21 protein-coding genes and 1 pseudogene are annotated in these 26,221 nt (G+C 41.6%); 4 read left to right on the plus strand and 18 right to left on the minus strand.

Going from position 1 to position 26,221, the window contains the following annotated elements:
* Nucleotides 1-191: 191 nt before the first annotated feature.
* From J4N40_RS13955 to rppH, 9 genes and pseudogenes are all read right to left on the minus strand, one after another.
* Nucleotides 192-1,541 (minus strand): tyrosine-type recombinase/integrase, encoded by a 1,350-nt coding sequence (locus J4N40_RS13955; protein WP_020196719.1) that lies wholly within the window; start codon nt 1,539-1,541, stop codon nt 192-194.
* 8 nt (nt 1,542-1,549) lie between these two features.
* Nucleotides 1,550-2,128 (minus strand): hypothetical protein, encoded by a 579-nt coding sequence (locus J4N40_RS13960; protein ID WP_115385741.1) that lies wholly within the window; start codon nt 2,126-2,128, stop codon nt 1,550-1,552.
* The gene (locus J4N40_RS13965; protein WP_020196721.1) at nt 2,118-4,244 is read right to left on the minus strand and encodes a site-specific integrase; all 2,127 of its coding nucleotides are present in this window, start codon (nt 4,242-4,244) and stop codon (nt 2,118-2,120) included. Before J4N40_RS13965 ends, J4N40_RS13960 begins: the two co-directional genes overlap by 11 nt.
* Before the next feature lie 13 nt (nt 4,245-4,257).
* Nucleotides 4,258-6,477, minus strand: a complete 2,220-nt coding sequence (locus J4N40_RS13970) for a hypothetical protein (RefSeq protein WP_020196722.1) — start codon at nt 6,475-6,477, stop codon at nt 4,258-4,260.
* A gap of 67 nt (nt 6,478-6,544) precedes the next feature.
* A pseudogene (locus J4N40_RS13975) lies at nt 6,545-6,874 on the minus strand (thymidylate synthase); the annotation flags it as partial.
* A gap of 9 nt (nt 6,875-6,883) precedes the next feature.
* Nucleotides 6,884-7,705 carry a prolipoprotein diacylglyceryl transferase gene (lgt, locus tag J4N40_RS13980; RefSeq protein WP_005381948.1) on the minus strand — a complete coding sequence of 274 codons (822 nt, stop codon included), beginning with the start codon at nt 7,703-7,705 and terminating at the stop codon, nt 6,884-6,886.
* An 87-nt stretch (nt 7,706-7,792) separates the two neighbouring features.
* On the minus strand, nt 7,793-8,584 hold the full coding sequence (locus J4N40_RS13985; RefSeq protein ID WP_005385965.1) for a sulfite exporter TauE/SafE family protein: 792 nt from the start codon (nt 8,582-8,584) through the stop codon (nt 7,793-7,795).
* A 6-nt stretch (nt 8,585-8,590) separates the two neighbouring features.
* Nucleotides 8,591-10,837 (minus strand): phosphoenolpyruvate--protein phosphotransferase, encoded by a 2,247-nt coding sequence (gene ptsP, locus J4N40_RS13990; protein WP_104975865.1) that lies wholly within the window; start codon nt 10,835-10,837, stop codon nt 8,591-8,593.
* A gap of 2 nt (nt 10,838-10,839) precedes the next feature.
* Nucleotides 10,840-11,361 (minus strand): RNA pyrophosphohydrolase, encoded by a 522-nt coding sequence (gene rppH / locus J4N40_RS13995; protein ID WP_005381953.1) that lies wholly within the window; start codon nt 11,359-11,361, stop codon nt 10,840-10,842.
* A 608-nt stretch (nt 11,362-11,969) separates the two neighbouring features.
* Here rppH and mutH point away from each other — a divergent pair.
* Complete coding sequence (gene mutH, locus J4N40_RS14000) at nt 11,970-12,650, plus strand: DNA mismatch repair endonuclease MutH (protein ID WP_017821501.1); 681 nt, start codon at nt 11,970-11,972, stop codon at nt 12,648-12,650.
* A 15-nt stretch (nt 12,651-12,665) separates the two neighbouring features.
* Here the strand turns inward: mutH and J4N40_RS14005 are convergent, their stop codons facing one another.
* On the minus strand, nt 12,666-12,977 hold the full coding sequence (locus J4N40_RS14005; protein ID WP_005381772.1) for a DUF6482 family protein: 312 nt from the start codon (nt 12,975-12,977) through the stop codon (nt 12,666-12,668).
* Between the two features lie 154 nt (nt 12,978-13,131).
* Here J4N40_RS14005 and J4N40_RS14010 point away from each other — a divergent pair, with 154 nt between their 5' ends.
* Nucleotides 13,132-14,166, plus strand: coding sequence for an NADP(H)-dependent aldo-keto reductase (locus tag J4N40_RS14010; RefSeq protein WP_005381774.1), 1,035 nt, complete (start codon nt 13,132-13,134; stop codon nt 14,164-14,166).
* Between the two features lie 131 nt (nt 14,167-14,297).
* On the opposite strand, the gene J4N40_RS14015 is transcribed toward J4N40_RS14010, so the two are convergent.
* The 7 genes from J4N40_RS14015 to xerD form a co-directional block, all read right to left on the minus strand.
* Entirely contained in the window at nt 14,298-14,549 is a 252-nt protein-coding gene (locus tag J4N40_RS14015) for a hypothetical protein (RefSeq protein ID WP_005381776.1), read from the minus strand.
* Between the two features lie 528 nt (nt 14,550-15,077).
* On the minus strand, nt 15,078-16,412 hold the full coding sequence (gene vpsR / locus J4N40_RS14020; RefSeq protein ID WP_250654284.1) for a cyclic-di-GMP-binding transcriptional regulator VpsR: 1,335 nt from the start codon (nt 16,410-16,412) through the stop codon (nt 15,078-15,080).
* Nucleotides 16,413-16,654: 242 nt separating this feature from the next.
* A complete protein-coding gene (gene lysS, locus J4N40_RS14025) occupies nt 16,655-18,172 on the minus strand; it encodes a lysine--tRNA ligase (RefSeq protein ID WP_005382861.1) in 1,518 nt (505 codons plus the stop codon).
* 34 nt (nt 18,173-18,206) lie between these two features.
* Nucleotides 18,207-19,305, minus strand: a protein-coding gene (gene prfB / locus J4N40_RS14030; RefSeq protein ID WP_100068604.1) for a peptide chain release factor 2 whose coding sequence is annotated in 2 segments (ribosomal slippage) — nt 18,207-19,229 and nt 19,231-19,305 — 1,098 coding nt in all. Because the reading frame shifts where the segments join, the coding sequence is not laid out codon by codon here.
* 173 nt (nt 19,306-19,478) lie between these two features.
* Entirely contained in the window at nt 19,479-21,218 is a 1,740-nt protein-coding gene (gene recJ, locus J4N40_RS14035; RefSeq protein ID WP_017821504.1) for a single-stranded-DNA-specific exonuclease RecJ, read from the minus strand.
* A gap of 43 nt (nt 21,219-21,261) precedes the next feature.
* A complete protein-coding gene (gene dsbC / locus J4N40_RS14040) occupies nt 21,262-22,050 on the minus strand; it encodes a bifunctional protein-disulfide isomerase/oxidoreductase DsbC (RefSeq protein WP_005381786.1) in 789 nt (262 codons plus the stop codon).
* A 59-nt stretch (nt 22,051-22,109) separates the two neighbouring features.
* Nucleotides 22,110-23,027 (minus strand): site-specific tyrosine recombinase XerD, encoded by a 918-nt coding sequence (xerD, locus tag J4N40_RS14045; RefSeq protein ID WP_005381788.1) that lies wholly within the window; start codon nt 23,025-23,027, stop codon nt 22,110-22,112.
* Between the two features lie 157 nt (nt 23,028-23,184).
* Here xerD and fldB point away from each other — a divergent pair, with 157 nt between their 5' ends.
* Nucleotides 23,185-23,703 carry a flavodoxin FldB gene (gene fldB, locus J4N40_RS14050; protein WP_005381790.1) on the plus strand — a complete coding sequence of 173 codons (519 nt, stop codon included), beginning with the start codon at nt 23,185-23,187 and terminating at the stop codon, nt 23,701-23,703.
* A gap of 85 nt (nt 23,704-23,788) precedes the next feature.
* Here fldB and brnQ read toward each other — a convergent pair whose 3' ends face one another.
* A complete protein-coding gene (brnQ, locus tag J4N40_RS14055) occupies nt 23,789-25,099 on the minus strand; it encodes a branched-chain amino acid transport system II carrier protein (protein WP_005381792.1) in 1,311 nt (436 codons plus the stop codon).
* Between the two features lie 330 nt (nt 25,100-25,429).
* Between brnQ and J4N40_RS14060 the strand changes: the two genes are divergently transcribed.
* On the plus strand, nt 25,430-26,149 hold the full coding sequence (locus J4N40_RS14060) for a tRNA1(Val) (adenine(37)-N6)-methyltransferase (protein ID WP_104978805.1): 720 nt from the start codon (nt 25,430-25,432) through the stop codon (nt 26,147-26,149).
* Nucleotides 26,150-26,221 lie beyond the last annotated feature (72 nt).

Here is a 26,221-nt window from a genome sequence, read left to right on the forward strand (position 1 = left end):
TACGCTGTACAATTAGGTTTAGTAAGGCAAAAAGAGATGAACAACATATGAATAAGTTTTTAGTCTAAGTAGAAACGGGGCAGAAAGATGGTTCAATCAATCGGATTTAATCGAGAGGCCATTGGAATACAGATATGTTTAGTTTAGTGCAGACTTACTGCACAACAGTTGCTGGGCTGTCTACCCCATACTTAGCCCGATAAAGCATCTAGATCTTTCTGCATTGCCGTCCTGAGGCTTTGTAGTTCTTCCAGATACTCTGACACTACCATTCCATCTTTTAATTTAGATTCAAGTTCATCTAGCCCCCTATCGAAAGCTTCATATGCCATTCTTTGACGAACTCTATTTTCAACACCATCGACATCTACCAATTCCGCAAATGCGAGATCAATATAATGATCAAGGCTATCCAAACTCTTATGGTTAGTATATTGCTGGACTTTCTTCTTAAATATACTACCATCAAGTAGAGCGAGCTTTAATTCTGACTTGTTTGAAGCATTAAATTCCTTTATCAAAGAAATAAACAATTTAGTTATAAATCTATGTCTAAACATTTGAGCACAGGCTTTTTCTTCAATCCCAGCCGCTCTTCTCAAATTTCCCACTTCATCGCTTAAATATTTTGCTGTTAATTTTATGCCTGTTTTTACACTTATAAAAACAAATCCATGATCATTTGACTCTCCAATCGTATCTTCGATTAACTTGCTTCTGTGTATTTCTATATATTTAATTAATGCTCTTAAGTCTTGATGTAAGATTGGTATAAATCTATATCCAGAGTCGTTTTTTTTCGTTATTAATTTAAGCATGGGGTTCTTCATTTCCTCAGCTTTTAAAACATCTTCAACTTTCAACTCTACAAGCTCCGCAACTCTTCCTCCAGTTGATTCAAGACCTCTTAATAAAGCTTCTCTACGCCTAATTAGTGCTTTATCTGACGTTACATTGATAATTGCAGAACGTAATGCATCAATCGATGCTTTTGAGATTGGTTTTCTTTTTTTCAGAGGACTAGGTGTATCAAATGAGCAATGCCACCATACTTCTTGTTTAACTATAGTTTTACCCTTCCTGACATTTCTGACCCTTTTGCTCGCCAATATCCTAGCTGGTAAAAATGTTGAGTCATCATTCTCCTTCGCTATAAAATCAAGAAAATCAAGCCAACGCCTAGCGTTTGAAATTAAAGTATTACTGACTCTTTTGGGCGTTAAAGAGTTGGTTTTCTCATCTCTTTGAATCTGCATGAGTTCAGAAAAATGATCGGAAGTTAAGTCAATAAAATCTACTTTATGCTCATAGCAATATCTAACTAATGCACTTATTGAAGATGCATATTGCTTAACTGTACCTTCCGATTTTCTTTCAGATACTTTTATTAAATACTTATTTGCAGCAACGCAGGCCTTCCCACTTGGTAATGTCATAAAAGGGAAATTTTTGATCACTTTTACTACAGGTTGTAAATCCCTTCCAACAAAATGGATGTTCCGATACTCTGGTATAATTTGCCACAACTGAACTTTAGACATAGACACCTCTAAATTTCAGAAACATTATTTTCCTTATCACTATCTTCAGGAAAAATATCTAATAGAGATAATGTCGAATTTAACTTTTTAACTGCATTTTTAGCTCGATGTTCCCTAAGTTTTTGGTCATCTATTTTAGAAATAGATAGGATTTCAGATTTAGCTCTATCGATTATCTGAATCCATACCAAATGCTCTTCTTTGTACAAATCGACCAAATTATCCCTTGATTTCAATGCATTATATAGACCTTGTTTAGTTCTTCTGTTCTCTTTTTTTTCTACACTTGGAGATGTGTTCAAGGTTTCTAATGCACTGATCCTCAAACGATTTATATACTGATAACCTTCAGAAAATAATATTTTTGCTTGTCTCTTTTGAGTATTAATTGAAGAAGGTGATACTTCTAACCTTTCCCCATTAATAACAATATGGCCTTCAAATCTAGCCAGACCGCCTTGGGACTCTAAAGATTTAATGAGATATGTAGATTCATGATATTTCTCTGGTTCTTTAATGATATCTTTTAAAATCAATTCAATATTTTTTAACGAATTAACTTTTTTCTCTGATAGCTTATTCATCATTTTCACCAACTATTTTAACTAATAGTTTATGCTTTTTCCCTTCAAAATCAGTTATAAACTCATAATCAAATATAATCGATCCTTTTGATGCTTGGTAATTTATATAATCTTCAAGCTCCTCTGAATCAAGTAACTCCACATTATTTACATTGTATTTTTGACATATATATGACTTGAGCTTTGGAAAGCTATCAATGTGTTCTGAAACATACTGAACCTCCACATCACGTAACACCTCACCTGTAACTGACTCTGTAATATAACGGTGGAGATGTTCTATATCTGTCTGCCCTAAAAACCAACGTAAAACATCTAGCCCCTGTTGGGATTCACCTGAAGACCATACGTAAAGTTGAACGAAAAATCGTCTTAGTTGATGCGGACGTAGATAATATCGCAGTCCATCTACTACTTCTGTTTCAAAATAGTCACAAGCCTTATCCATCGCTTGATATAAAGAATTATAAAAATTTGCCTCAGAAATTCTGACAGGATTAATATACGGATAGGAGAAAATATGAGGGATACTAGATAAGTATCCACAATCAATTAGTACTTTTTGGATTCGCTCCAAATTTTCAAGCATAGAAATACATAGCTCATCCATTGGGCGAGCAATTTTATCCCGTAATCCTCCTAAATTTTGAGTCGCTTTTTCTCTATCAAATATCACATAACGATTTTTTTTATCAAATGCACTACCATGCTTGATGGATAGATATTCACCAACTCTCCTTGCGGCTAAAGCTCCAAATATAATGGCCACTAGCCCAAAGTATACCGATATTAAATCAATTAAACTTTTGTTCTCCCTCAACTCTTTCGCAGTCCACCTCTGACCTCTTCCGAATTGATTACAACCTAGCTCTTTTATTTTAGGATGAATGCAAGTTATGAACTCTCTATCCGATATGAACTCTCTGAGCCGAGTTCTATCTTCTGAAGAACTTTTACTAAGTGCTTTATCATAATCTCGACTAGCTACTAGCCTAACCACACTATCGTATGATGAGACTAACTCTTCACCGTAATTTAAATGAAAATCGATGCATTTCTCGATCATATTAAATACAATAGGAAATGGAATACTTTTAAACCTTCCTGAGTTCTTAACTTTAACACGAGAAAAATCCACACAATCAATTATATTATCTTCAGGTACGTAGATTCCATTCTTTCTAAAGTCATGGCTAGATAACAACTTTAATGATTGCCAAGCAGAACGAAAATTAATAAAAGCCGTTTTAGATATTAACTCATCTTCTGGGGTATCTTGAACATTAATCCTTCTATACTCAATATGATATGGCGATTTATCAACTAGATGAAAAGCTTCAACCCAATCTCCCGATTTACTAATCTTCCCTCCCCAAATGGTTTTTGAACCAAGCAACTCCCTTCCTAACTTTGACACTTTTAAAACATATTTATAATCGGCGCTAGTTTTTGTATCTTCTCTAAAAAAGTCGTTAGATAGTAACCAACTTCTCATAATAGATAAATTATCTACATATTTACTATCAATCAAATCAAATGCATAAGAATTTTTACCAGTAAGTAAATCATAGCTAATATCAGACCTATCGGCACTATTATTACGAATAGAATTTACAGCATTAAAATAAATATATGACAACGCTCTATCTTTAAAGTTGTATATGGTCTCATATGTATCTTTTGAGGAAGATAAAATCGAGAACAATTGTATCACATCATCTTCAGATAATATTCTTAAACCATATTCTGATATTTTAATATATCCATCTCTTAGAATGAAATAATCAATTATTTTACAGATGTAAGGAAGTTTATCTCTTGTAGTTATTGGGGATGGCTTTACAATTAGCTTCCCGCTACTATTAGTAGATAGGTATGCTATTATCCACATCTTAAACGTATTTAGCAATGAACCATGACTTTCGCTAGTTAGCAACTCTCCATTGGGTAATGTGATATTAAAGTCTACTTCCGTGACAAACTTTCCTGTTGAAGTAGAAGTGTCAAACCGCCAAATATTTTCTATAAATTCGCTTTTAAGGTAAGGATGTTTCTTGAACCGCTCAACACCTGATTCAAAAATATTATTAAGAAAACCCAAGTCATCATGTAAATTCATGTCAAGCCCTTAACTATTTTTCCATCTCTTTCTCTGCCGTGTCTAAGTAGCTTTTTAGAAGAACATCATCTGAGTTTCTTATATCTTCCATTATAAGTTCACTAAGGCTGAGATAATAACTATCTTTGATAGATAACTTGTCGTCTTCAATAGTCCCATTTTGAATCGCTAAAAGAACCTTTAAAACTTCAACATTTATACCGACAAGAACTTTACCTTTCGCATCGTTTTCTGCAAAATCTTTACTATCACTTTTTTCAATTTTTAAGGAATGATTGAATAAAAACCTCTCAAGCTCTTTTATATTATTAAAGCAAGACGCCTTAAGAAGGTTTTTATTATCTTTCATTGCTTCACAAATAATTCCCTTTTGAAATATTCGAATCCAACGAGATTGAAAATACTTCAATATTGGGTCGGGTAAATAATGAGAAAGCAAGTCTTGTCTATATTTGTCATGCCCTAGATTTTTAGCCATTAATGATACATCTTTATCTTTCAAATAGCCTACAACAGCACATGATGCTCTAAACCTAGTTAAAGTAAGGTTTTTATTTAGATTATTCAGAGCCTCTTCACTTTTATTGGCATGTGCATTTTTTAGCTGTTCGAATCGAGATTTAATATATTTTTCAGATAATGAAGTAGAACCACTCACACATGGTCTTGGATGAAAAAATGCTTGACCAGTATTAATAAATAATTTTCTATAGTTATCATCCCCTTTCTTCTTTAAATATTCTCTTGGTCTAGAGGTGATAACCAATAGCTTTTCAACTAGCTCTTTTGAAACAGAATTTAATTTGATGGTTTGTTCAGCTTTGCGTCCATTTTTACGTAATTTATATCCCTGAAGATAATAATTATTATCAAGCTTATAAAATCCAACTCTATGCCCGTTCTTATCATATAAATCAAGGTTGTATAAGAAGCTATCCGTTATATCATTGTGTTCTTTTATCAGGAGTATTGATATTGGAATTTCGAAATACGATGTCGGCATTCCAAAACTTTCAGCCAATGATGTTTTACTACTATAAACCTTACGAATATTTCCATTAGAATCTATCAATCTTTCATAGCAATTAAGTCGATATTTGACGCGAAATTCATCTCTGGATAACTCAATATCCTCAAATTTAAACTTATGATTGTTATCTGAATATCTTGCCCATAAATCATTGAATTGATTTTTAGCCCAATTTATTACAATGTTATAATCATCTTCTATATCATCGAATATAGATTCTATAGCCTCATCATCAGTCAAATAAATCGGGACATCAGTAAGCAATTTTTCTTTAACCTGAATTATTTCCCCTGTAGGCGCATCTTTTATTTTCTTTATCTTTGCTTCTGAACCTGTCTTATACTCTGTAGGTATATATGTAATATCTATATTAGGTCTAGCAAAGAAGCCTGTTTCAAATAAAGTGTAGAAAAGAGCTGGAGAACCGTCATTCCAACGTTTCTTCGTTGTCATAAGGCAATTACCAGATTCTACATTTTTTTTAAAAAAATGAGCACAGAATCCACGCCAAATATCATCTGAAACATCCGAATTACTTTTTAAATCAAAATAATTTAAACCTTCGACTGAAGATAGATATAAAAAATATGCTGAAAATAAGGGGAGATGATTCTCTAATGCTTTAAATCCACCTAAAACACTGTTCGTATATTTTTCTAGTTGTCTAGCGGCATCAGCGCCTTCATTTTTCCATATATAAGTAAGATCTAGGAACCTCTCTTTACCACTTTTAGATTTTATTACCCACCAACTATAATAGTCCGCTTTATCACTATCTATAGTGGGCAAATCAACAGCGTCAAACGGTATATATATATCAATTAATCGCTTTTTCTTATGATAATCACCAATGCCAAATTTTGATGACAAAAATCTTAAGCATTTTCGTGAAAAATTGAGATATCCATCGAAGGTTGCAGGGCTTACATCGACCAAAATCCCATCTTTAATGCTCTTAAGAAATCGCCCAAGAAAGTCGGTAACATGCCCTAATTTTATCGATGTTTCACTTACACGGTCATCAAACACATCGGAATAGACGTACATTAATTTTGCATAAAAAACAATCGATGATTTACCATTGTTTAGCTGTTCGATGAGAGGGGAAAGAGTCTGAAGAAGAACATGGTCAGACTCCTCAATGTTCAAAAAGAGGAGTTTGTTTTTATTATGGACAATTGTCCGTTTTGATAGCTGCTCCATTTGCACCACAATGTCCTATAATTTCAATCCTATAGAACAATATAGACAACATTGGGAAAAAGGCAAAAACTCCATAGACACGGCCCATGTCGTCTTCGCCTTTACGGTATGGGTTATTCAACCAGGCATCATTTAGGTTGGCATTGGCATCCCAGGTTTTCGTGCCCAGCTTACGAAAATCTTCCGCATTATCGTAACCACGAATATACCCTAATAGCTCTGCAACGGCCGCTTTCCAAAAACTTTTACGTGTGGTGACCAACGGAAATTGATTGTTCGCAACATCGTAGGTTAAATCCGCGTTGATTACGGTCAGGCAGCGCTTGCCTGTACGCTCATTTTCAACCCAAACACCTTGGTCAACGATGCGTTGACACAAATCTAAATACTGTTTCACACCAATACCTTACTTCGTCTTTTGTGGTAATTCGTCTTTGTAATGACCACGTTTGTATGCCCAAACCATCATGAGGACACCGATAACCACCATTGGCAGGGATAAAATCTGTCCCATGGAAATAAAGCCACCGAATAACCCCAAATGAGCGTCTGGTTCGCGCACGTATTCTACTAGGAAACGGAAGGTTCCGTAACCCGCAAGAAAGAGTCCTGAAACAGAACCTAGAGGACGAGGTTTCTTGATGAACCAATTCAAAATGAAGAAAAGGACGATACCTTCAAGCGCCATTTCATAAAGCTGTGATGGATGACGTGGCAGTGGACCGCCATTTGGGAAAACGATCGCCCAAGGCACATCCGTTACTCGGCCCCACAACTCGCTGTTCATGAAGTTACCTAAACGCCCCATACCCAAACCAAATGGCACAAGCGGCGCGATAAAGTCAGCAACACCGAAGAAAGTTCGCCCGTTTTTGTGTGCATACCAGAACATCGCAGTAATCACACCCAGTAAGCCCCCGTGGAAAGACATACCACCGGTCCACACTTTAAATAGATACAAAGGGTCAGCCAGGAAGAGCTCAAAATTGTAGAAAAGCACGTAGCCTACACGGCCACCAATCACCACGCCAAGGAAGCCTGCGAACAACAAATCAGAAACCTGCTCTCGTGTCCAACCACTTCCAGGCTTATCCGCACGTCGGTTCGCTAACCATAGAGCAAACATAAAGCCAACAAGGTACATCAAACCGTACCAACGAACCGAAACAGGACCAATAGAGATTAAAACCGGATCAATATTGGGAAATTCAATATATCCCTGAGACATAAATCATTCTCTTCTTATCACAACAAAATAAATATACCCAAGTAACCTCTAGATGCTTGGTTCAGCGAGAATGACTTGGGTACAAACTTAGAGCAGCATGGTCGCTGCAACAAACATTAAGAACACCGCGAATATCTTTTTTAATACCGCAGTTGGAAGGTTAGTTGCGAGCTTCGCACCCACTTTTGTTGTGAGCATCGAGGCCATAGCAATCGCTAATAAAGCGGGAAGATAAACATAGCCAATACTGTATGAAGGTAAGCCTTCCACTTTATAGCCATGTAAGATGAAGCCGATCATACCAGAAATAGCAATCACGCAACCACAAACGGAGGATGAGCCCACCGCTTTACGCATCTCTATCCCATGTTTATTTAAAAATGGTACCGACAGTGAGCCACCACCAATACCAGCAAGGCTTGATACGACACCAATTCCCGTGCCGTAAACTACAGTCACAGGGCTGCTCGGCATAGGTTTACTGCTCGTAACTTTAATGGAACGAAACATTTGTACTGACAGGCAAAGAACAATGACACCAAACACTTTCGGCAAATAGTGTGTAGGGATCCACTCAGCAATATTGGCACCAACAAAGCCACCAATGACCACACCAGGCATCAACCATTTTACGACAAACATATCGACATTGCCGAGCTTAAGGTGATTCATCGCCGATGAGCCAGACGTGACAATAATACTCGCTAACGAAGTGGCTAAGGCCATGTGCATACTCATTTCTGGAGAGATCCCAGCAAGAGGAAGCAAATACAACAAGGCAGGAACAACAATCAAACCACCACCGATACCGAGTAACCCCGCCATCACACCCACAAAAGCGCCTAGCGCCAACAATAACAAAAATAAAGAGACGGTCACGATTTCCTACTTTTTACCTGCACGGATAAAGCCCGCAAAGCCCTGTTGAATGAAGAAGTCATGCATCATTTGATGAATGTCCTCCCCATAGGACTTTGTCATTGCTTGCTCCGCTAATTTTTCTAATTCTTCTTGTTGACTATGACGAATCAAATATTTCACCTTAGCCACGTTGGAGGTGTTCATACTCAAACTGGTATACCCTAACCCAAGTAAGAGAAGAGCGCCAAATGGATCACCCGCTAGCTCACCACAAATACACACGGGCACCTGATATTTATCACACACCTCATGGATTTGCTTAAGCGCTAACAGTACCGCAGGATGCATAGATTCATAGACATCCGCTACGCGCGAATTGTTCCTATCTACCGCTAATAAATACTGAGTTAAATCGTTTGTCCCGACAGAAACAAAATCAACACGGTGAGCAATCGTTGGCAACAGATACACCATCGATGGTACTTCAATCATGACCCCAATTTGTGGGAATTGAATTCTATCATCAAGCAAAACGGCTTCGCTGTGAGCTTGATTAATCAAGCTAATGGCATCGTCTAGCTCTTTTACCCCTGACACCATTGGCAATAAGATACTTAAGTTTCCGCTTTCTGCACTCGCTCTTAACATTGCACGCAGCTGGATCAAGAAAATGTCTGGATGATCCAATGTAAAACGAATGCCACGCCAGCCTAGAAACGGATTATCTTCTTCGATGGGCAAATACGGCAAAGGTTTGTCACCACCAATATCCAAAGTACGCATCACTACTCGTTGATTCGGATAGCTGTTAAGTATTGCTTGGTATTGATGATACTGCTCATCTTCCGAAGGAAAGTGATGCTGAAGTAAAAATGCAATCTCAGTTCGGTACAACCCAACACCATCAACACCTGTGTTGATGGCAATATTACTGTCTGCACTGAGTCCCGCATTCAGCATAATTTCGATATGGTGATTATCTTGCGTAACCGCAGGGAGTGCGAGGTCCTTGTTTACCATGGCAAACAGTTCAGACTCTTCGCTTACTAAGCTGCGATACTCTCGCAACAACTGGCGGTTTGGCTCTAAGAAGATCTCACCCGTATAGCCGTCGACTATCCCGAGTTTGCCATTCACCACATCCGGATTAATGTTGGCGCCCATGACTGCAGGGACCCCAAGAGCTCGAGATAAAATGGCAGCGTGAGAGTTTGCGCCTCCCTCTAATGATACGACGGCTAACAAAAACTCTTTAGGTACAGAAGCGAGCAAGGTGGCAGTGAGTTCGTTCGCCACCAAAATAATGGGACGATCAATTGCAGAATTTTCTTGCTCACTGTTGTGCAGAAAATAGAGCAGCCTTTGCCCTAACTCTCGGATATCTTGCGCTCTTTCACGCATGTATACATCCGACATTCTTGCAAATCGATTCGAGTATGACTCTACAACTTGGCGTAACGCCCAGTCTGCCCTATCTCCTTTTTCAATCTGCTTCTTCAAATCACCGCGAAGCATCGGATCATTCAGTAAGTGAGTAAACAGATCGAAGATCGCCAGCGCATCTTTGTTGATTTCACTGTCCAGTTTTTTCCGCATGCGGCGAAAGTCATTTAACGCTCGCTCTATGGCCACCAGTAGTGTCTCGTGCTCGCGTTCCTTATCTAACGTGGACGAAGGGAAAATATCCGATAAACTCGGCTGGGTATTGTCGAACCAAAACTCTCCAATCGCGACACCAGTAGACGCAGGCAAACCTTTTAATACCGTGGGTTTAGATGCTAACTGCCAATGCCCAAGATTCTGCGCATGTGCAATGAGCACCGCTAACTGAGCGGATAAGGTAACAAGAAACGATTCTTCCATTTCACTAAACAAGCGCGGCGTTTTTTGTTGGATCACCAACACACCTAAAACTTGTTTACGATGAATGATTGGAGTAGCTAAAAAAGAGTGGTAAATCTGTTCGCCGAGTTGAGGAAAGAATTTGAACTCGGGGTGTTTTGAGGCTTCGGCAAGGTTAAGGGGTTCAGCGCTTCGTTTTACCAACCCAACCAAGCCTTCATTGAAGTTGATATGAATACTATCACCTTCAAAAATAAGGCCTTGAGTTGCCATTAACTCAAGGCGCTGCATTTCTTCATTAGCAAGATAGATAGTACAGCACTCAGTACTAAGGGCAGCACAAGTCTCTTTCACCAATATATCGAGTGCCAGATGCACATCATCGACCCTGGAGACTTTCTCAACTATTTCCCTTAGCTGACTGAGCATGATTATCCTCTACGTTGCTTTTTTCTTTTCCCTTTCGCTTTTCTCTCTCGAAAAGGCATGGCTAAGGATGCAAATTCTTTCATCGCTCGTCGATAAACATCTCGCTTGAAAGAAACAACTTGCCTAACTGGATACCAGTAACTTACCCAGCGCCAACCATCAAATTCAGGGGATTTTCCGCGTTGCATATTAATGCGAGACTCATCGCATTCTAATCTCAGCAGAAACCATTTCTGTTTTTGGCCGATACAAACAGGCTTGGAGTCCCAACGCACCAATCGCTTTGGTAGCTTATATCTTAACCAATGACGACTTGTTGCAATGATCTTAACGTCTTTTTTCGTTAAACCGACTTCTTCGTATAACTCCCTGAACATGGCTTGTTCAGGGGTTTCACCTTCGTCAATCCCACCTTGTGGAAATTGCCATGAGTGTTGCCCGTATCGTTTAGCCCAGAAGACCTGACCATGGTTATTACATATCACAATACCAACATTAAGTCGGTAACCATCGCCATCTATCACTGGCTAACCTCTATGAATAAATTTTTTATTACCGTGATTTTTCCACATATCCCCATTACTAGCAAACTTACTGATGTGATATGAGCAAGATTTATTACCTTTTCAGCATTTTTGGATATCTTTTAATCAAACCATACCTTATCAACACAAGAGTGAGACATTGCCCACATTTATTCACCTTTTCTGTGAATAACTTTGTGAAGAATTCAATTCAAATGAGTAATTCAGTTCAATCCCATCAAATGAATAAACAAAAAAACAAACATAAAGCATTGATAAAAAGGTATTTATTTTTAAAAATAACGATAATTCGATCTTCAATTTCTTGATGATCTTTTCACCAAACTCAGATCGGTCAAAGATCCACCAACAGGCTATTTATCCACACTTACCTGCTATTCGTTTAGATGATTACAACAAAATCAACCCCAAAAATGCATTTTAACCCCTGTTTATTCATACAGACCTCGTCAGGATCTTATCAATACCTCCTCCAGCTGTGGATAAGTTATGAATTGATCGTTCTTACACCGCCTCGGTGAAATCTTAAACAGTAGATTTGGTCGGAGTTTGATAAACTATATTTTTTGTAATACCACCTTGTAACTATGAAACCAGAACCACAAACAGAAGCAGAGCTATTGGAACGAGCGCATGATATGGCAGGACTCAGTTTTGCTGAGTTGGCCGCCGAGGCGAATATGATTGTTCCTGAAAACTTAAAACGTGATAAAGGTTGGGTGGGTCAATTACTCGAATGGCACTTGGGCGCTCCAGCTGGCAGTAAACCTCAACAAGATTTCGCAAAACTAGGGATCGAGTTGAAAAGTATTCCGATCAGTTACTCTGGCAAACCTTTAGAAACAACCTTTGTTTCTGTGGCCCCCCTCACTGGTGTTCATGGTCTTACATGGGAAACAAGTCATGTTCGAAACAAGCTATCTCGTGTGCTTTGGGTACCCGTAGAAGGAGAACGAGAAATCCCACTCGCTGAAAGACGTGTGGGCAGTCCACTCATTTGGTCACCAGATGAAGAAGAAGAACGGATTTTGCGAAATGACTGGGAAGAGTTAATGGAGATGATCGTCTTGGGAAGATTTGATCAAATTTCCGCCAGACACGGAGAAGCGCTGCATCTTCGCCCTAAAGCCGCAAATGCAAAAGCGCTCACCGAAGCATATAACTCAAATGGTAAGCCGATGAAAACTCTGCCCCGAGGCTTTTACCTTAGAACACAGTTTACTGAACAGATCTTACTCAAGCACTACATTAACACTCAACCAGAATAAAACTATATCAGCTATTTAGTGCGTCACGAGCGATAACTCAATATCGCAGTACGAGGCTGCCTCTTCAGTGCCACATTCGTCATACGCATTACGCAGCCTTAAATACGCTTTATCGACCCCTAGCCTCAATAATTCTTCTTTTACTAAGTCTAGAGAGCCAAAATGTATCGGGTCTTCACCGTCTTTAATCGGCTCAAGTTGATGCTTGTACTCCACAGCTAAAAGATAGTCAGAGACATCAGAACACCCAATCACAAATACTTTGGGAGTTTTATAAGTATCTTTATGTGGACCATGTAGCCACATGTCCAATTGATGCTTCTGCATAACATACCTCCTTCACACGATTATTTAAGTGTAGTTAGGCTAACTGTAGCTTTCGAGTTTGCTCTCCCTTTATACGTAAATCATTTGCGATTGCGGCTAAAAATCCCCTATATTGGAGTCACTTATTTAGTCGGTAACTCTTCAAGGACGTGATATGCAATACACAAAACTACCGCACTCATCACTTGAGATCAGTAAAATCTGCCTCGGCACTATGACGTTTGGCGAGCAAAACACAGAAAAGGACGCCTTTGAACAGCTCGACTTTGCCCTCGATCATGGGGTGAACTTCATCGATACCGCAGAGATGTACCCTGTACCGCCAAACTCGGAAACACAAGGGCTCACCGAGCAATACATCGGTAATTGGTTAGCAAAAAGCGGCAAAAGAGAGAAAGTAGTACTGGCAACAAAAGTGGCAGGCCCTCGCAATGTTCCTCACATTAGAGACAACATGAGCCTTAATCGTCGCCACATCCATACAGCAATTGATGACAGCCTTAATCGTCTACAAACCGATTATGTCGATTTGTACCAACTACATTGGCCGCAGCGTCAAACCAACTGCTTTGGTCAACTCAACTACCCATACCCTGACAAACAAGAAGAAGTCACGTTAATTGAAACGTTGGAAGCGCTTACTGAATTAGTGAATGCAGGTAAAGTGCGCTATATCGGCGTATCCAACGAGACGCCGTGGGGTGTGATGTCGCTATTGCGTTTGGCAGAAAAACACGATTTGCCAAGAATTGTCTCCATTCAAAACCCATATAACTTATTGAACCGCAGCTTCGAAGTTGGCTTGTCTGAAATCAGCCATTACGAAGGCGTTCAGTTACTTGCCTACTCTCCTTTGGCATTTGGCTGCCTGAGTGGTAAATACCTAAACGGGGCAAAACCTGAAGGCGCTCGATGCACTAAGTGGGAGCGTTTTGCGCGCTACTTCACTCCGCAAGGTGTTAAAGCGACCGAAGCTTACGTCAATTTAGCTCAAGAGCATGGTCTAAACCCTGCACAAATGGCGCTCGCGTTTGTCAATCAGCGTCCATTTGTTGCTTCTAACATTATCGGAGCAACAAACCTAGACCAATTAAAAGCCAATATCGACAGTATTGATTTGCAACTTAGCGACGAACTACTTACTGAAATTCAAGCAATAGGTACAACTTACTCGAATCCTTGCCCTTAACAGTACCACCTTCAAACGAAAACAGCTGATCTTCAAGATCAGCTGTTTATCCAATGAAGTCATACTTCATATAAAAAGTTAAGCGTGTTGAATGACTCGTTAGCAACTCAGTCAGCCCAACACGCTAACGATTACGTCATTATTCGCGACGTTAAGACTCGACGAAGGTGACGAACTCGACGTTCAACTTTTACTGCATCCGGAACATTGGCACGTGTAGAACGACCATCGCGATCTAAACCAATATCTCTCAATAGATGAACATTCGTCCATGGAATATCATGAGCAGTTCGGCGTATGGTGCGCTGCCATTGCTTTTCTTCGCGTTTAAGGTCTGCTTTCAATAGCAAAGTGGCCAATTGTAGGTAAATAGAGTGACGCATAATATTTTCTCCGATTATCGATGTATTCGACTGGGAAAAATAGTGCGTAAAATGAACAGAAATATTCTGTTGATACTAAGCCGCTACTTTTCCGCAGCCTAGTAATAAATATGATAGGTTACGGATTAATTTTTATCTTGTGAGCCAGTGGTATTGGTATCATCCGATTTAAGGGTTATCGGAGCGATAGGCATACGATCAGCGCAAGCAGTGGTGTTAACAACGTAATGTTTCATCTTGCGCCTCCTAGCTAAAAATTAATCCGTTTATGAAAGGTATAACTCATTGAGTTACGGTTAAATTGTAAGCTTTGATGGATATATATCAAACATTTTTTGCCTTTTTGATTAAAAACAAATCAATACACCGCAATTTAGTTTCATATACTTTTACGTATAACATATTCACCTGAGGAATATATAAATTTGCGGATTTTATAAATCAAACCAAACAAAAATAAAAAGAGCGGCTCTGTGGCCACTCTCTTTTATTGTATTTATTCGCCTATTTAACACAGGGAAAGGCCAACTACATGGCTTGTTCGGAAATCAAGTTATGTTTATTAAGTAGTCGATACATGGTTGCACGCGAAACTCCGAGCTCTTTCGCCGCATTTGAAACTTGACCAGAATGAGATTCCAAAACAACCAGCAACGCATCACGTTCACTCTTCTCTCGGATTGATTTCAAGCTGCGCTTTGAGTCATTACGTTGAGGTAAATCTAAGTGATGCTCTTCAATCATTACGCTGTCGGACATTAATACCGCTCGCTTCACTTGGTTCATCAGCTCACGCACATTTCCAGGCCAGAAATAACGTGTCAGTGCCTTGAATGCATCCTCAGAAAAGCTTTTTGCTTGCGAGTTGTACTCTTTTGAGAACTCTTGTAAGTAGAAACGAGCCAGCAATGCGATGTCACTCGCACGTTCTTTCAAGCTAGGGACATTGATGCGCAAAACGTTGATGTAATGGTAAAGCTCTTCATTGAAGTCACCGTCAATCAAAGCTTTTTCAACATCTGACGAGTTAGCAGCAAGAATACGCACGTTAACCGCTTTTACGCCATCTTTGGTATCAATGGTGCCTTCTTGCAAGAATCTCAGCAGATTCATTTGCTGCTCTTTTGAAATGGTAAGAATGTCGTTAAACAACACGGTGCCGCCATCTGTTTGTTCAAGCAGGCATGCTTCCATATCTTCATCGGCGTTAATACCAAATACTTCAGCTTGGAAACGTTGTTCATTGAGTGCGCGACAGTTAATTGCCATAAACGGTTTATGAGAGCGTGAAGAGACTTTATGGATGGCCCTAGCAACCGCCTCTTTACCAGTCCCACTTTCCCCAGAAATCAGAATACTGACGTCCGTTGGACCAATGCGCTTCACTTGATCGCGTAAACGTTTCATCGGGATAGATTCACCGATCAAACCCATATCTAAACTGCTACCAAAACTAGGCCAAACTTTTTTCTCCAACTTAAGCATGCCAAGCTGGTGACCTATTGTGCTTAATAACTGTGCATCTGGGATCGGCGCTGTGAAAAAATCGATACAAAAGTTAACAATGAACTGGCATATGGTGTCAGTGCCAAGCTGAGATTCACGAATAAACGCTAACCAACGTACGTGTTTGTGAGAGCTGACTAAGTTCGCCAAACCATTCAAGCTGAACTCGTCATGGCTGAGATCAACAATACCGATACATGGTCCAATATCTTCTAACAGCGTATTAGCTTTGCGTAAGTCACCTACTTGGTGACACTTCCAGCCCACTTGCTCCAGTACCGATAACCAAGGCTCATAAGTACCGCCAACTACCACAAGCGATCCCGGGATGGAATCCATCTTAAACTGCCCAGCCATTCTCTAACCCTTTTTCATTGTTAATAGAAATTTTGTGCCACAAACTTATCTTTGCGAGCGGGTAACATTATCGAGACTCCGCCCCCTCACGTCTGTCTCAGTATTAAGACTATGCAATAGATTGAGATTTGGCGAATGTTTATTTGCATATCCCATTAAAAAGCAAATGCAACAACTTGAATTAACTTAACTAAAAGGCAAAAAAAACCACCCGAAGGTGGTTTTTTACTCATCCTATCGAATTACGCTTGCGGGCGCATTGCAGGGAATAGGATCACGTCACGGATAGTGTGCGTGTTAGTCAGTAGCATAACCAAACGGTCGATACCGATACCTTGGCCTGCTGTTGGCGGTAGGCCGTGCTCTAGAGCAGTGATGTAGTCTGCATCGTAGAACATTGCTTCGTCGTCACCAGACTCTTTCGCTTCAACCTGTGCTTTAAAGCGTGCATCTTGGTCTTCAGCATCGTTAAGCTCTGAGAAACCGTTCGCTACTTCACGGCCACCGATAAAGAACTCAAAGCGGTCTGTAAAGAACGGGTTATCGTCGCTACGACGAGCTAGTGGAGAAATATCTGCTGGGTAACCAGTGATGAACGTAGGCTGCATTAGCTTAGGTTCTGCTGTTTCACCAAAGATCTCTTCAAGAAGCTGACCACATGTCCAGAAAGGTTCTACTTCAACGTGAACAGATTTCGCGATAGAAACCATTAGATCACGGTTTTGTAGGTCTTCTTCTGTTAGCGCTTGGATTTGCGCGTGGTCTGGGTTGTAGTGCTTGATTGCTTCGAACATGCTCATACGAGTGTAAGTACCACCAAACTCAACCGTTTCATCACCGTAAGGCATTGACGTTGAACCTAGAACTTCTTGCGCCACTGAGCTTAGTAGTTCTTCAGTTAGGTCCATCAGATCTTTGTAGTCTGCGTACGCCATGTAGAATTCCATCATTGTGAATTCTGGGTTGTGGCGTGGAGAAAGGCCTTCGTTACGGAAGTTACGGTTGATTTCGAATACGCGATCAAAACCACCAACAACTAGACGCTTCAGGTATAGCTCTGGCGCGATACGTAGGTACATTGGCATGTCTAGTGCGTTGTGGTGCGTGATAAATGGACGCGCACTCGCACCGCCAGGGATAACGTGCATCATTGGCGTTTCAACTTCCATGAACTGCTTAGAGATCATGAAGTTGCGGATTGCAGACATTACTTTAGAACGTACTACAAACGCTTGACGAGAGTCTTCGTTAACGATCAGGTCAACGTAACGTTGGCGATAACGCATCTCTTGGTCAGTTAGACCGTGGAACTTCTCTGGAAGTGGACGTAGTGCTTTGGTTAGCAACTCGTACTCTTCCATGTTCACGTATAGGTCACCTTTACCAGACTTATGAAGTGCACCTTTAACACCGATGATGTCACCGATATCTAGACCTTGGTATTTTTCTTTAAGTACTTTTTGAACCGCTTTGTCAGCATAAGCTTGGATACGGCCAGAAGTTTCTTGAATTACCAAGAATGGACCACGTTTAGCCATGATACGGCCTGCGATTGCTACTACGTGGTTAAGCTCTTCTAGCTCTTCCTTCGTCTTTTCACCGAACTCTTTCTGAAGGTCGCCCGCTAGTGCGTCACGACGGAAGTCGTTTGGATGGCCGTTCGCTTTGCAGCTCTTTCGGATTGCATCCAGTTTAGCGCGGCGTTCAGCAATCAGCTTATTTTCTTCTAGTACAGTTTCGTTTTGAACAGCATCAGTCATTTTCGATGTATCCTGTTTTTGTCGGTGAAAAGCTTTATAGACCTGATTTCAGGCTAGCTTCAATAAATTTGTCCAGATCGCCATCAAGAACCGCTTGAGTATTACGGTTTTCAATGCCCGTACGGAGGTCCTTAATACGTGAGTCATCCAATACGTAAGAACGGATCTGGCTACCCCAGCCAATGTCAGACTTAGCGTCTTCATTAGCTTGTTTTTCCGCATTTTGCTTTTGCAATTCAAGCTCAAATAGCTTCGCTCGAAGCTGTTTCATTGCCTGATCTTTGTTCTTATGTTGAGAACGGTCATTCTGACACTGAACCACTGTGTTCGTAGGTACGTGCGTAATACGTACCGCAGATTCTGTGGTGTTTACGTGCTGACCACCTGCGCCTGACGCACGGTAAACGTCAATGCGTAGGTCGGAAGGATTAATGTCGATGTCGATGTTTTCATCAATCTCTGGATAGATGAACGCAGAAGCAAATGACGTATGGCGACGACCGCCTGAATCGAACGGAGATTTACGAACAAGACGATGAACGCCCGTTTCAGTGCGTAACCAACCGTACGCATACTCACCAGAGATGCGAACTGTTGCCGACTTAAGACCCGCGACTTCACCTTCAGAGACTTCAATCACTTCAGCTTTGAAGCCCTTCGCTTCTGCCCAACGTAGGTACATACGCAGCAGCATGTTAGTCCAGTCTTGTGCTTCTGTACCACCAGAGCCAGCTTGCAAATCGATGTAACAATCAGAGCTATCGTGGTCGCCAGAGAACATACGACGGAATTCAAGCTTTTCTAGCTTCTCTTCCAACTCAGCAAGTTCTGGTTCAATTTCGTCAAATGTTTCTTGATCTTCTTCTTCTACAGCCAGCTCAAGAAGACCTTCTACATCTTCCACACCTTGCTCTAGTTGATCAATGGTTTCAACAACCGCTTCTAGTGATGCACGCTCTTTACCCAGTGCTTGCGCACGCTCAGGTTCGTTCCATACATCTGGTTGTTCAAGTTCTGCGTTGACTTCTTCTAGACGCTCTTTCTTCGCGTCATAGTCAAAGATACCCCCTCAGGACATTTGTGCGCTGAGACACGTCCTGCAGACGGTTTTTAATTGGATTGATTTCAAACATGTTTACTCAACATTTTAGAATAGAATTTAACCGAGAAATTCTACTGAAAAATGTGACCGAGATACAGGAAAATTTCGGATGAGAAATCAGATTGCGGTGAGAGAGAGCACGGTCATAAAATTTTACACCCACTTCGGGGCAACCGTACTCTATAAGAAAGGTTAATCTAGGTATTACTTAGCTTCGATATGATCGATCATCAATTGCAATGATTGATTACCACGAAATTCATTCACATCCAGCTTATACGCGAGACGTACTGTTTTAACCGATGCATCTGGCCATCGGCGTAGATCAACATTGAATGCAATGCCGTCGATCATCACATTGGTAGGGTGACCTTTATAAAGCGGCTCTAACATCAATTTAAGATGCTTCTCACCCACCAGCTTTTGATGCAGTACTTTAAACTCACCATCAAAGATTGGCTCTGGGAAAGCTTGTCCAAAAGGGCCACCCGATCGCAGCTGTTCAGCAACATGCATAGAGAACTCTTCCGGCTTAAGTTCACCATCTGACATGATCACGCCTTTTAGCGCCGCTTCATCGAGTTCCTTTTTTACCACTTCATCAAACAAACGACTGAAACGCTCAAAATCCTGCTCTTTAATCGTTAAGCCTGCTGCCATGGCGTGTCCACCAAACTTGATGATCAAACCCGGGTTTTGCGTGTCGATGAAATCCAACGCATCGCGCATGTGTAGCCCCGGAATAGAACGACACGAGCCTTTAATCGTCCCTTCTCCGCCATCAGCAAATGCAATGACTGGACGGTGAAACTTCTCTTTAATACGCGAAGCCAAAATACCAATCACACCTTGATGCCAATCACGTTGGAACAAGGCTAGGCCATAAGGAAGCTCATTGCCTTCACCAAACTGAAGGCGCTCACAGAAAGCCATCGCTTCTTGCTTCATGCCTTCTTCAATCTCTTTACGTGTTTGGTTCAAGCCATCCAATTCACTTGCCATGCGACGAGCAGCGTGGATGTTGTTACACATCAGCAGTTCAACACCGAAAGACATGTCATCAAGACGACCTGCAGCATTAATACGTGGACCTAAAGCAAAGCCAAAATCGGACGCAACTAAACGACGCGCATCGCGCTTCGCGACCTCAATTAATGCTTGGATGCCGGGACGCGCTTTGCCAGCACGAATACGTTGCAAACCTTGGTGTACAAGAATGCGGTTGTTTTCATCCAATGGAACGACGTCGGCGACGGTACCCAGTGCAACAAGGTCAATCAGTTCCATCAATTTGGGCTCTTGCATCCCCTGTTCTGCAAACCAATTGTGTTTTCGCATATGAACGCATAGTGCCATCATGAGATAAAACGCGACCCCTACACCCGCAAGCGCTTTAGATGGAAAGCTACAGCTCTCAAGGTTTGGGTTCACCATTGCATCCACATCAGGCAACACTTGTCCTGGCAAGTGGTGATCGGTAACAAGCACAGTAATGCCATTTTCTTTTGCGTAACGCACGCCTTCGATTGATGAGACGCCGTTATCCACCGTCATGATCATCTCAGCGCCAAGCTCTAAGGCTTGGTCAACGACTTCTGGGCTTAACCCATAACCGTCTTCAAAACGATTTGGCACTAGGTAATCCACATTGTGACTACCAAGCATACGCAGCGCGAGCACTGATAATGCTGAGCTTGTCGCGCCATCAGCGTCAAAATCACCGACAACGATGATGCGTTTTTGTTCTTTTATCGCCTGAAACAAAAGATCGACAGCTTGCTCAATCCCCCCGAGTTTTTGATATGAATGCAACCCACGGGCCGACGTTTCTAATTGTGAAAGATCCGTTATCCCACGGTTGATGTAGATACGTTTAAGAATCGGAGGAATGGAATCAGGAAGAAGGGAAAGATCAGGTTCAGGACGTCGTTGAATTTCTATCATGCTTAAAAGAGCCGACAACTTTGCCGACTCTGCTCCTAATGGATTATAGTTGCTTTAAACGTTTCAATAGCTCTGCAGGTGGTAGGTAGCCACCAACCATTTCGCCATTCGGTAAGAAGATTGCTGGCGTACCAGAAATACCCAATTGGCGACCTAGATTGTAATGCGCCTGGATGGTTTCTTTACACTGTTTCAAGTCTTTCGCAGGGTTATCAAATGTACGATTCACTTTCGCGTTGTGCATTGCCGACGCCGGATCTTCAGCACACCAAATCGTTGCCATTTGCTCCGCTACAGGGCCAGTTGCACCTTGGCGAGGGTAAGCCATGTAACGCACTGTAATACCTAGATCATTATAGCCTTGCATTTGGCTATGCAGACGCACACAGTAACCACAGGTGATATCGGTGAATACGGTCACAACGTACTTTTCATCGTCGGCTTTGTATTCGATCATGCTATCGGAGAACTGCGCAATTTTCTCGGCGTTAAGCGGCGCTTGACGCTCTGCTATGACATCTTTGTAACTGCCATCATCATTAATGGCATAAAGCGTACCGGCGATAAAATGGCTACCATCATTTGAAGCAAACAGGATCCCGCCATTGGTTTGAATTTCCAATAAGCCAGCGACGTCTGATGGTTGAATATCAACGATAGATAAACCAAGCTTTGAGAACTTAGTTTTTAATGCTGCTTCATCAAAGCCGCTTTGTGCAGCTGGCGCCACTTGTTGCGCAGGAGTCTCCGTTTGAGCCTGACTTTCTTCTGCACCACAAGCGGTAACAAAAAATGGTAAAGTCAGCAGAGTTAGTCGGCGTAATACGCTCATGAAATTCACCTTAATGTAAAATCGTTTTTCCAAGAAGACATGGATGAATCTAACCATTGTTATGCTCTTGGGTGGTGTTGACTGTGGATCTGCTTCAATCGTTCAGTCGCCACGTGAGTATAAATTTGCGTGGTCGATAAGTCACTATGTCCTAAAAGCATCTGTACGACCCTGAGATCTGCGCCATAGTTCAATAAATGCGTGGCAAAGGCATGACGCAGTACGTGCGGCGACAGCTGATCCGTGTCAATCCCTGCTATCAAAGCATAGTACTTAATACGGTGCCAAAACGTCTGACGAGTCATTTGTCTTGCGCGTTTACTAGGAAAAACAATATCAGATGATGTATCACCAAGTAACGCAGGGCGCCCTTGTTGAATGAACGTCTCGATCCAATCGACCGCGTTTTCCCCCATAGGAACCAGGCGTTCTTTACCACCTTTACCAGTCACGCGCACCACCCCTTGGCGCAAGCTAACATTTTCCATGGTCAAACTGACGAGCTCTGTCACACGCAACCCTGTCGCGTAGAGTAGCTCTAGCATCGCTTTATCGCGCAATTCTATAGGGTCATTCGGGTCTGGCGCTTCGAGCAACGCGTCCACTTGCTCTTCACTAATATCTTTGGGTAAACGTTGTGGCAGTTTAGGGCTAACCAAGAGCGCACTCGGGTCATCAGCACGCACCTTCTCACGATGCAGGTATTGAAATAAACGACGAATAGCCGACAACATACGCGCACGGGACGTCTGTTTGTAATCTAAGTCTACAAGGTGGCTTTGATATTCTTGCAAGCCAGACAAACTGATAAAATCAAGACGGTATCGATGTTTTTCCATCCACACGAGCAGCTTCATTAAATCGTTTCGGTAGGAAGCCAACGTGTTCTCTGATAGACCACGCTCCATCCACATCGCATCTAAGAATTGCTCAACAAGCGAAAAATCTTGTTGATTGACAGGCTGTTGTGCCGTCATGAATGCTTCCTTATCTGTTTATATTTACAGTATTTAGATTAAAGCACCTGCCAATCCAATACCATAAAAAATCATCCCACATAGGATATTCGCTGCAATCTTCTTCAATTTATGGTTAGAATCTTCCACAACAGCAACACAAATAACGACGAATATAATGAAAATCGGACTCTTTTACGGCTCAACGACCTGCTACACAGAAATGGCAGCAGAGAAAATTCGTACCCTTATTGGTGAAGACCTTGTCGACATTCACAATGTGAAAGAGACACCGTTATCACTAATGGCGGACTACGACTTATTACTCCTTGGCATCTCAACTTGGGATTTTGGTGAAATTCAAGAAGATTGGAACGCGATTTGGCAAGACATCGCGACCACACCACTGAAAGGCAAAGTTGTAGCGCTGTTTGGTCTGGGTGACCAAGAAGGTTACGGAGAGTGGTATTTAGATGCGATGGGCTTACTTCACGATGAATTACAAGCCACAGGCGCAACCTTTATCGGTTACTGGCCAAATGAAGGCTACGAATTTGAAGCATCGAAAGCATTGATCGAAGATGGCAGCAAGTTTGTTGGACTTGCGTTAGATGAAGACTCACAGTACGAACTGAGTGATGAACGCATCGAAAAATGGTGTGAACAAGTTCTTGTGGAATTCCACGACACGCTTTAATAGCGCAAACACGTCATCATTAAAAAGTAAAAAGCCCGATGAAGTAATTCATCGGGCTTTTTATTATCTTGATAACGCGAAGTGATTACGCGGTTTCTTGTGCTAGCTCTGGGCGAGGTTTCGCGATGAAGAACATGCACACGATAGCCGCAAATGTTGGAAGCACCCAACCCATGCCGACTTCGAATAGTGGCAACATGTTAAACGCAGAAACATCAATACCCGATACTTTTGCCGCATCAACCAACGCAAACAGCAGAGATACAAGCAGTACTGCACGGTAAGCAAAGCGTGGATTCGGCAGTTTGCTGCGCACAAATGTTAGTGCAACCAACGCAATCGCCACAGGGTACAGCGCAAACAATACTGGCACTGACAGAGAAATCAGCTGCGCAAGACCAACGTTTGCAACCAATGCACAAACAGAACCATTAATCAGTACCCATTGCTTGTATGACAGTGGTGTTTTCGAGCTGAAGAAATCTGAACACGCAGAAATCAAGCCAATCGCGGTTGTCAGACACGCTAGCAATACGATGACAGACAGAACGATTTGACCGTATGGACCAAACAACGCTTGAACGTATTGGCTAAGCACTAGGCCACCATTATCAGCACCAGCAGCAACCGTTGCACTCGTCGCACCTAAGTAAAATAGTGAGATGTAAACAAACGCAAGACCAGCAGCAGCAATACAACCTGCATAGATCAGATATTTAGTAGTTGCAGAGCGCTCAGTAATGCCTTTACCGCGCAGTGCATCAACCATCAGCATGCCAAACATCAATGACGCGAACGTATCCATTGTGTTGTAGCCTTCTAAGAAGCCTTTGGTCAGAGGCTGCGTTAGGTATTCACCGTGCGCGCCAATCATATCGCCCTGAGGATCAAGGAAGACAGCGACAGCAAGAATGATCAAACCAACGAACAATGCTGGTGTCAGTACTTTACCGATGAGATCGATCAAACGGCCTTGGAACCATGAGAACATCATTGCTGCGATAAAGAAGATCACTGAGAACGCTGTCAGATGCGTTTGTGACGCCTCAAGGAAGAAAGGTTTCACCGCCATCTCGTAAGCCACTAGGCCAGTACGAGGCGCTGCAAACGCTGGACCAATGATGATGAAAATCAGTGCAGCCATAAGAACTGCCGCTTTTTTCGGAAGATCTTGCGTCAAGTGATCCCAAGAACCACCAGCAACAGCAATAGCAACGATAGTAATAAGAGGTAGACCTACCGCTGTTAGCAAGAAACCAAACATAGCTGGCATTAAGTTTTCACCCGCTAACTGACCCGCTAGAGGTGGAAAGATAATATTGCCCGCACCTAAAAAGAACGCAAATAGCATAAAGCCTACTGCGATAATATCTGTTAGTTTTAACGTCTGCTTCACAGATAACCCTTGTCTTTTAATTAATGAATGTTGTGTATGCTTAGACCACTTTTTGTATACCTAAAGTCAATAAGTACACGTGGTTCAATCTATAAAATTTTCGCCGCATAATGACGAAAGACTCATCATTTGGCAACCTTTAAGAAAAAAACACCATATTAATTTAGTTTTCAAACTTAAAAGCAGTGGATATAACCAGATCCAAACAACAGACCAGTTCTTTATCTCGATCAATTAACAATACAATTTAATAACCAACAAAACAACAATCTATACAATTAATAAACAATAGAGCAATCCACTTAATTATTGAGCAAATATAAAACAATCATGAAGAACAAAAAACTGAAAACTAAAGGCTTCAATTTTAAGCAATTTTGTATTGAGGGCGGCGAGAGTGGTATGCCAGTCAGCACAGACGGGGTAATGCTTGGTGCTTGGATTCAAAGCCCTAACGACGCTAAAATTCTCGATATTGGCACTGGCACTGGCCTGCTTGCCCTGATGTGTGCTCAACGCTTTACGGAAGCTCAAATAACTGCGGTCGATATCGAATTAACAGCCGTTGCTGCCGCGCAAAAAAATATGGCCCAGTCTCCTTGGTCAGATCGTGTAAGTGTGCATCACACCGACATACTGCACTTTACGCCGACACATTCATTCCAACGCATCATTTGTAACCCGCCCTACTTCAACAGCGGCGAGCAATCGAAACACAGTCAACGTGCAACCGCGAGGCACACTGATACGCTAGGCCATAACGCATTGCTACAGCGTTGCTATCATTTGCTTGATGACGAAGGGAGAGCTAGTTTTGTGTTGCCAATCACCGAAGGCGAGCAGTTCATTGAGCTAGCATTAAACCAAGGTTGGTATCTATCGAGGATCTGTCGTGTGCAACCATCAGAAAAGAAACCAGTACACCGATTGTTATTTGAACTGTCAAAACGACCTTGCGATTTGCAGACGTCACATTTAATTATCCGTTCAAATGACGGCTATAGTGATGATTTCATCCAGTTAACCCGCGAGTTTTATCTTAAGATGTGAAATAACATGTGATCCTTATCACCAATCACTTTATAATGTGCGACCTTTTTGTATTCTATGCTGTTGTGGCGA

The organism is Vibrio sp. SCSIO 43097 (assembly GCF_023650755.1).
Taxonomy (GTDB): domain Bacteria; phylum Pseudomonadota; class Gammaproteobacteria; order Enterobacterales; family Vibrionaceae; genus Vibrio; species Vibrio alginolyticus.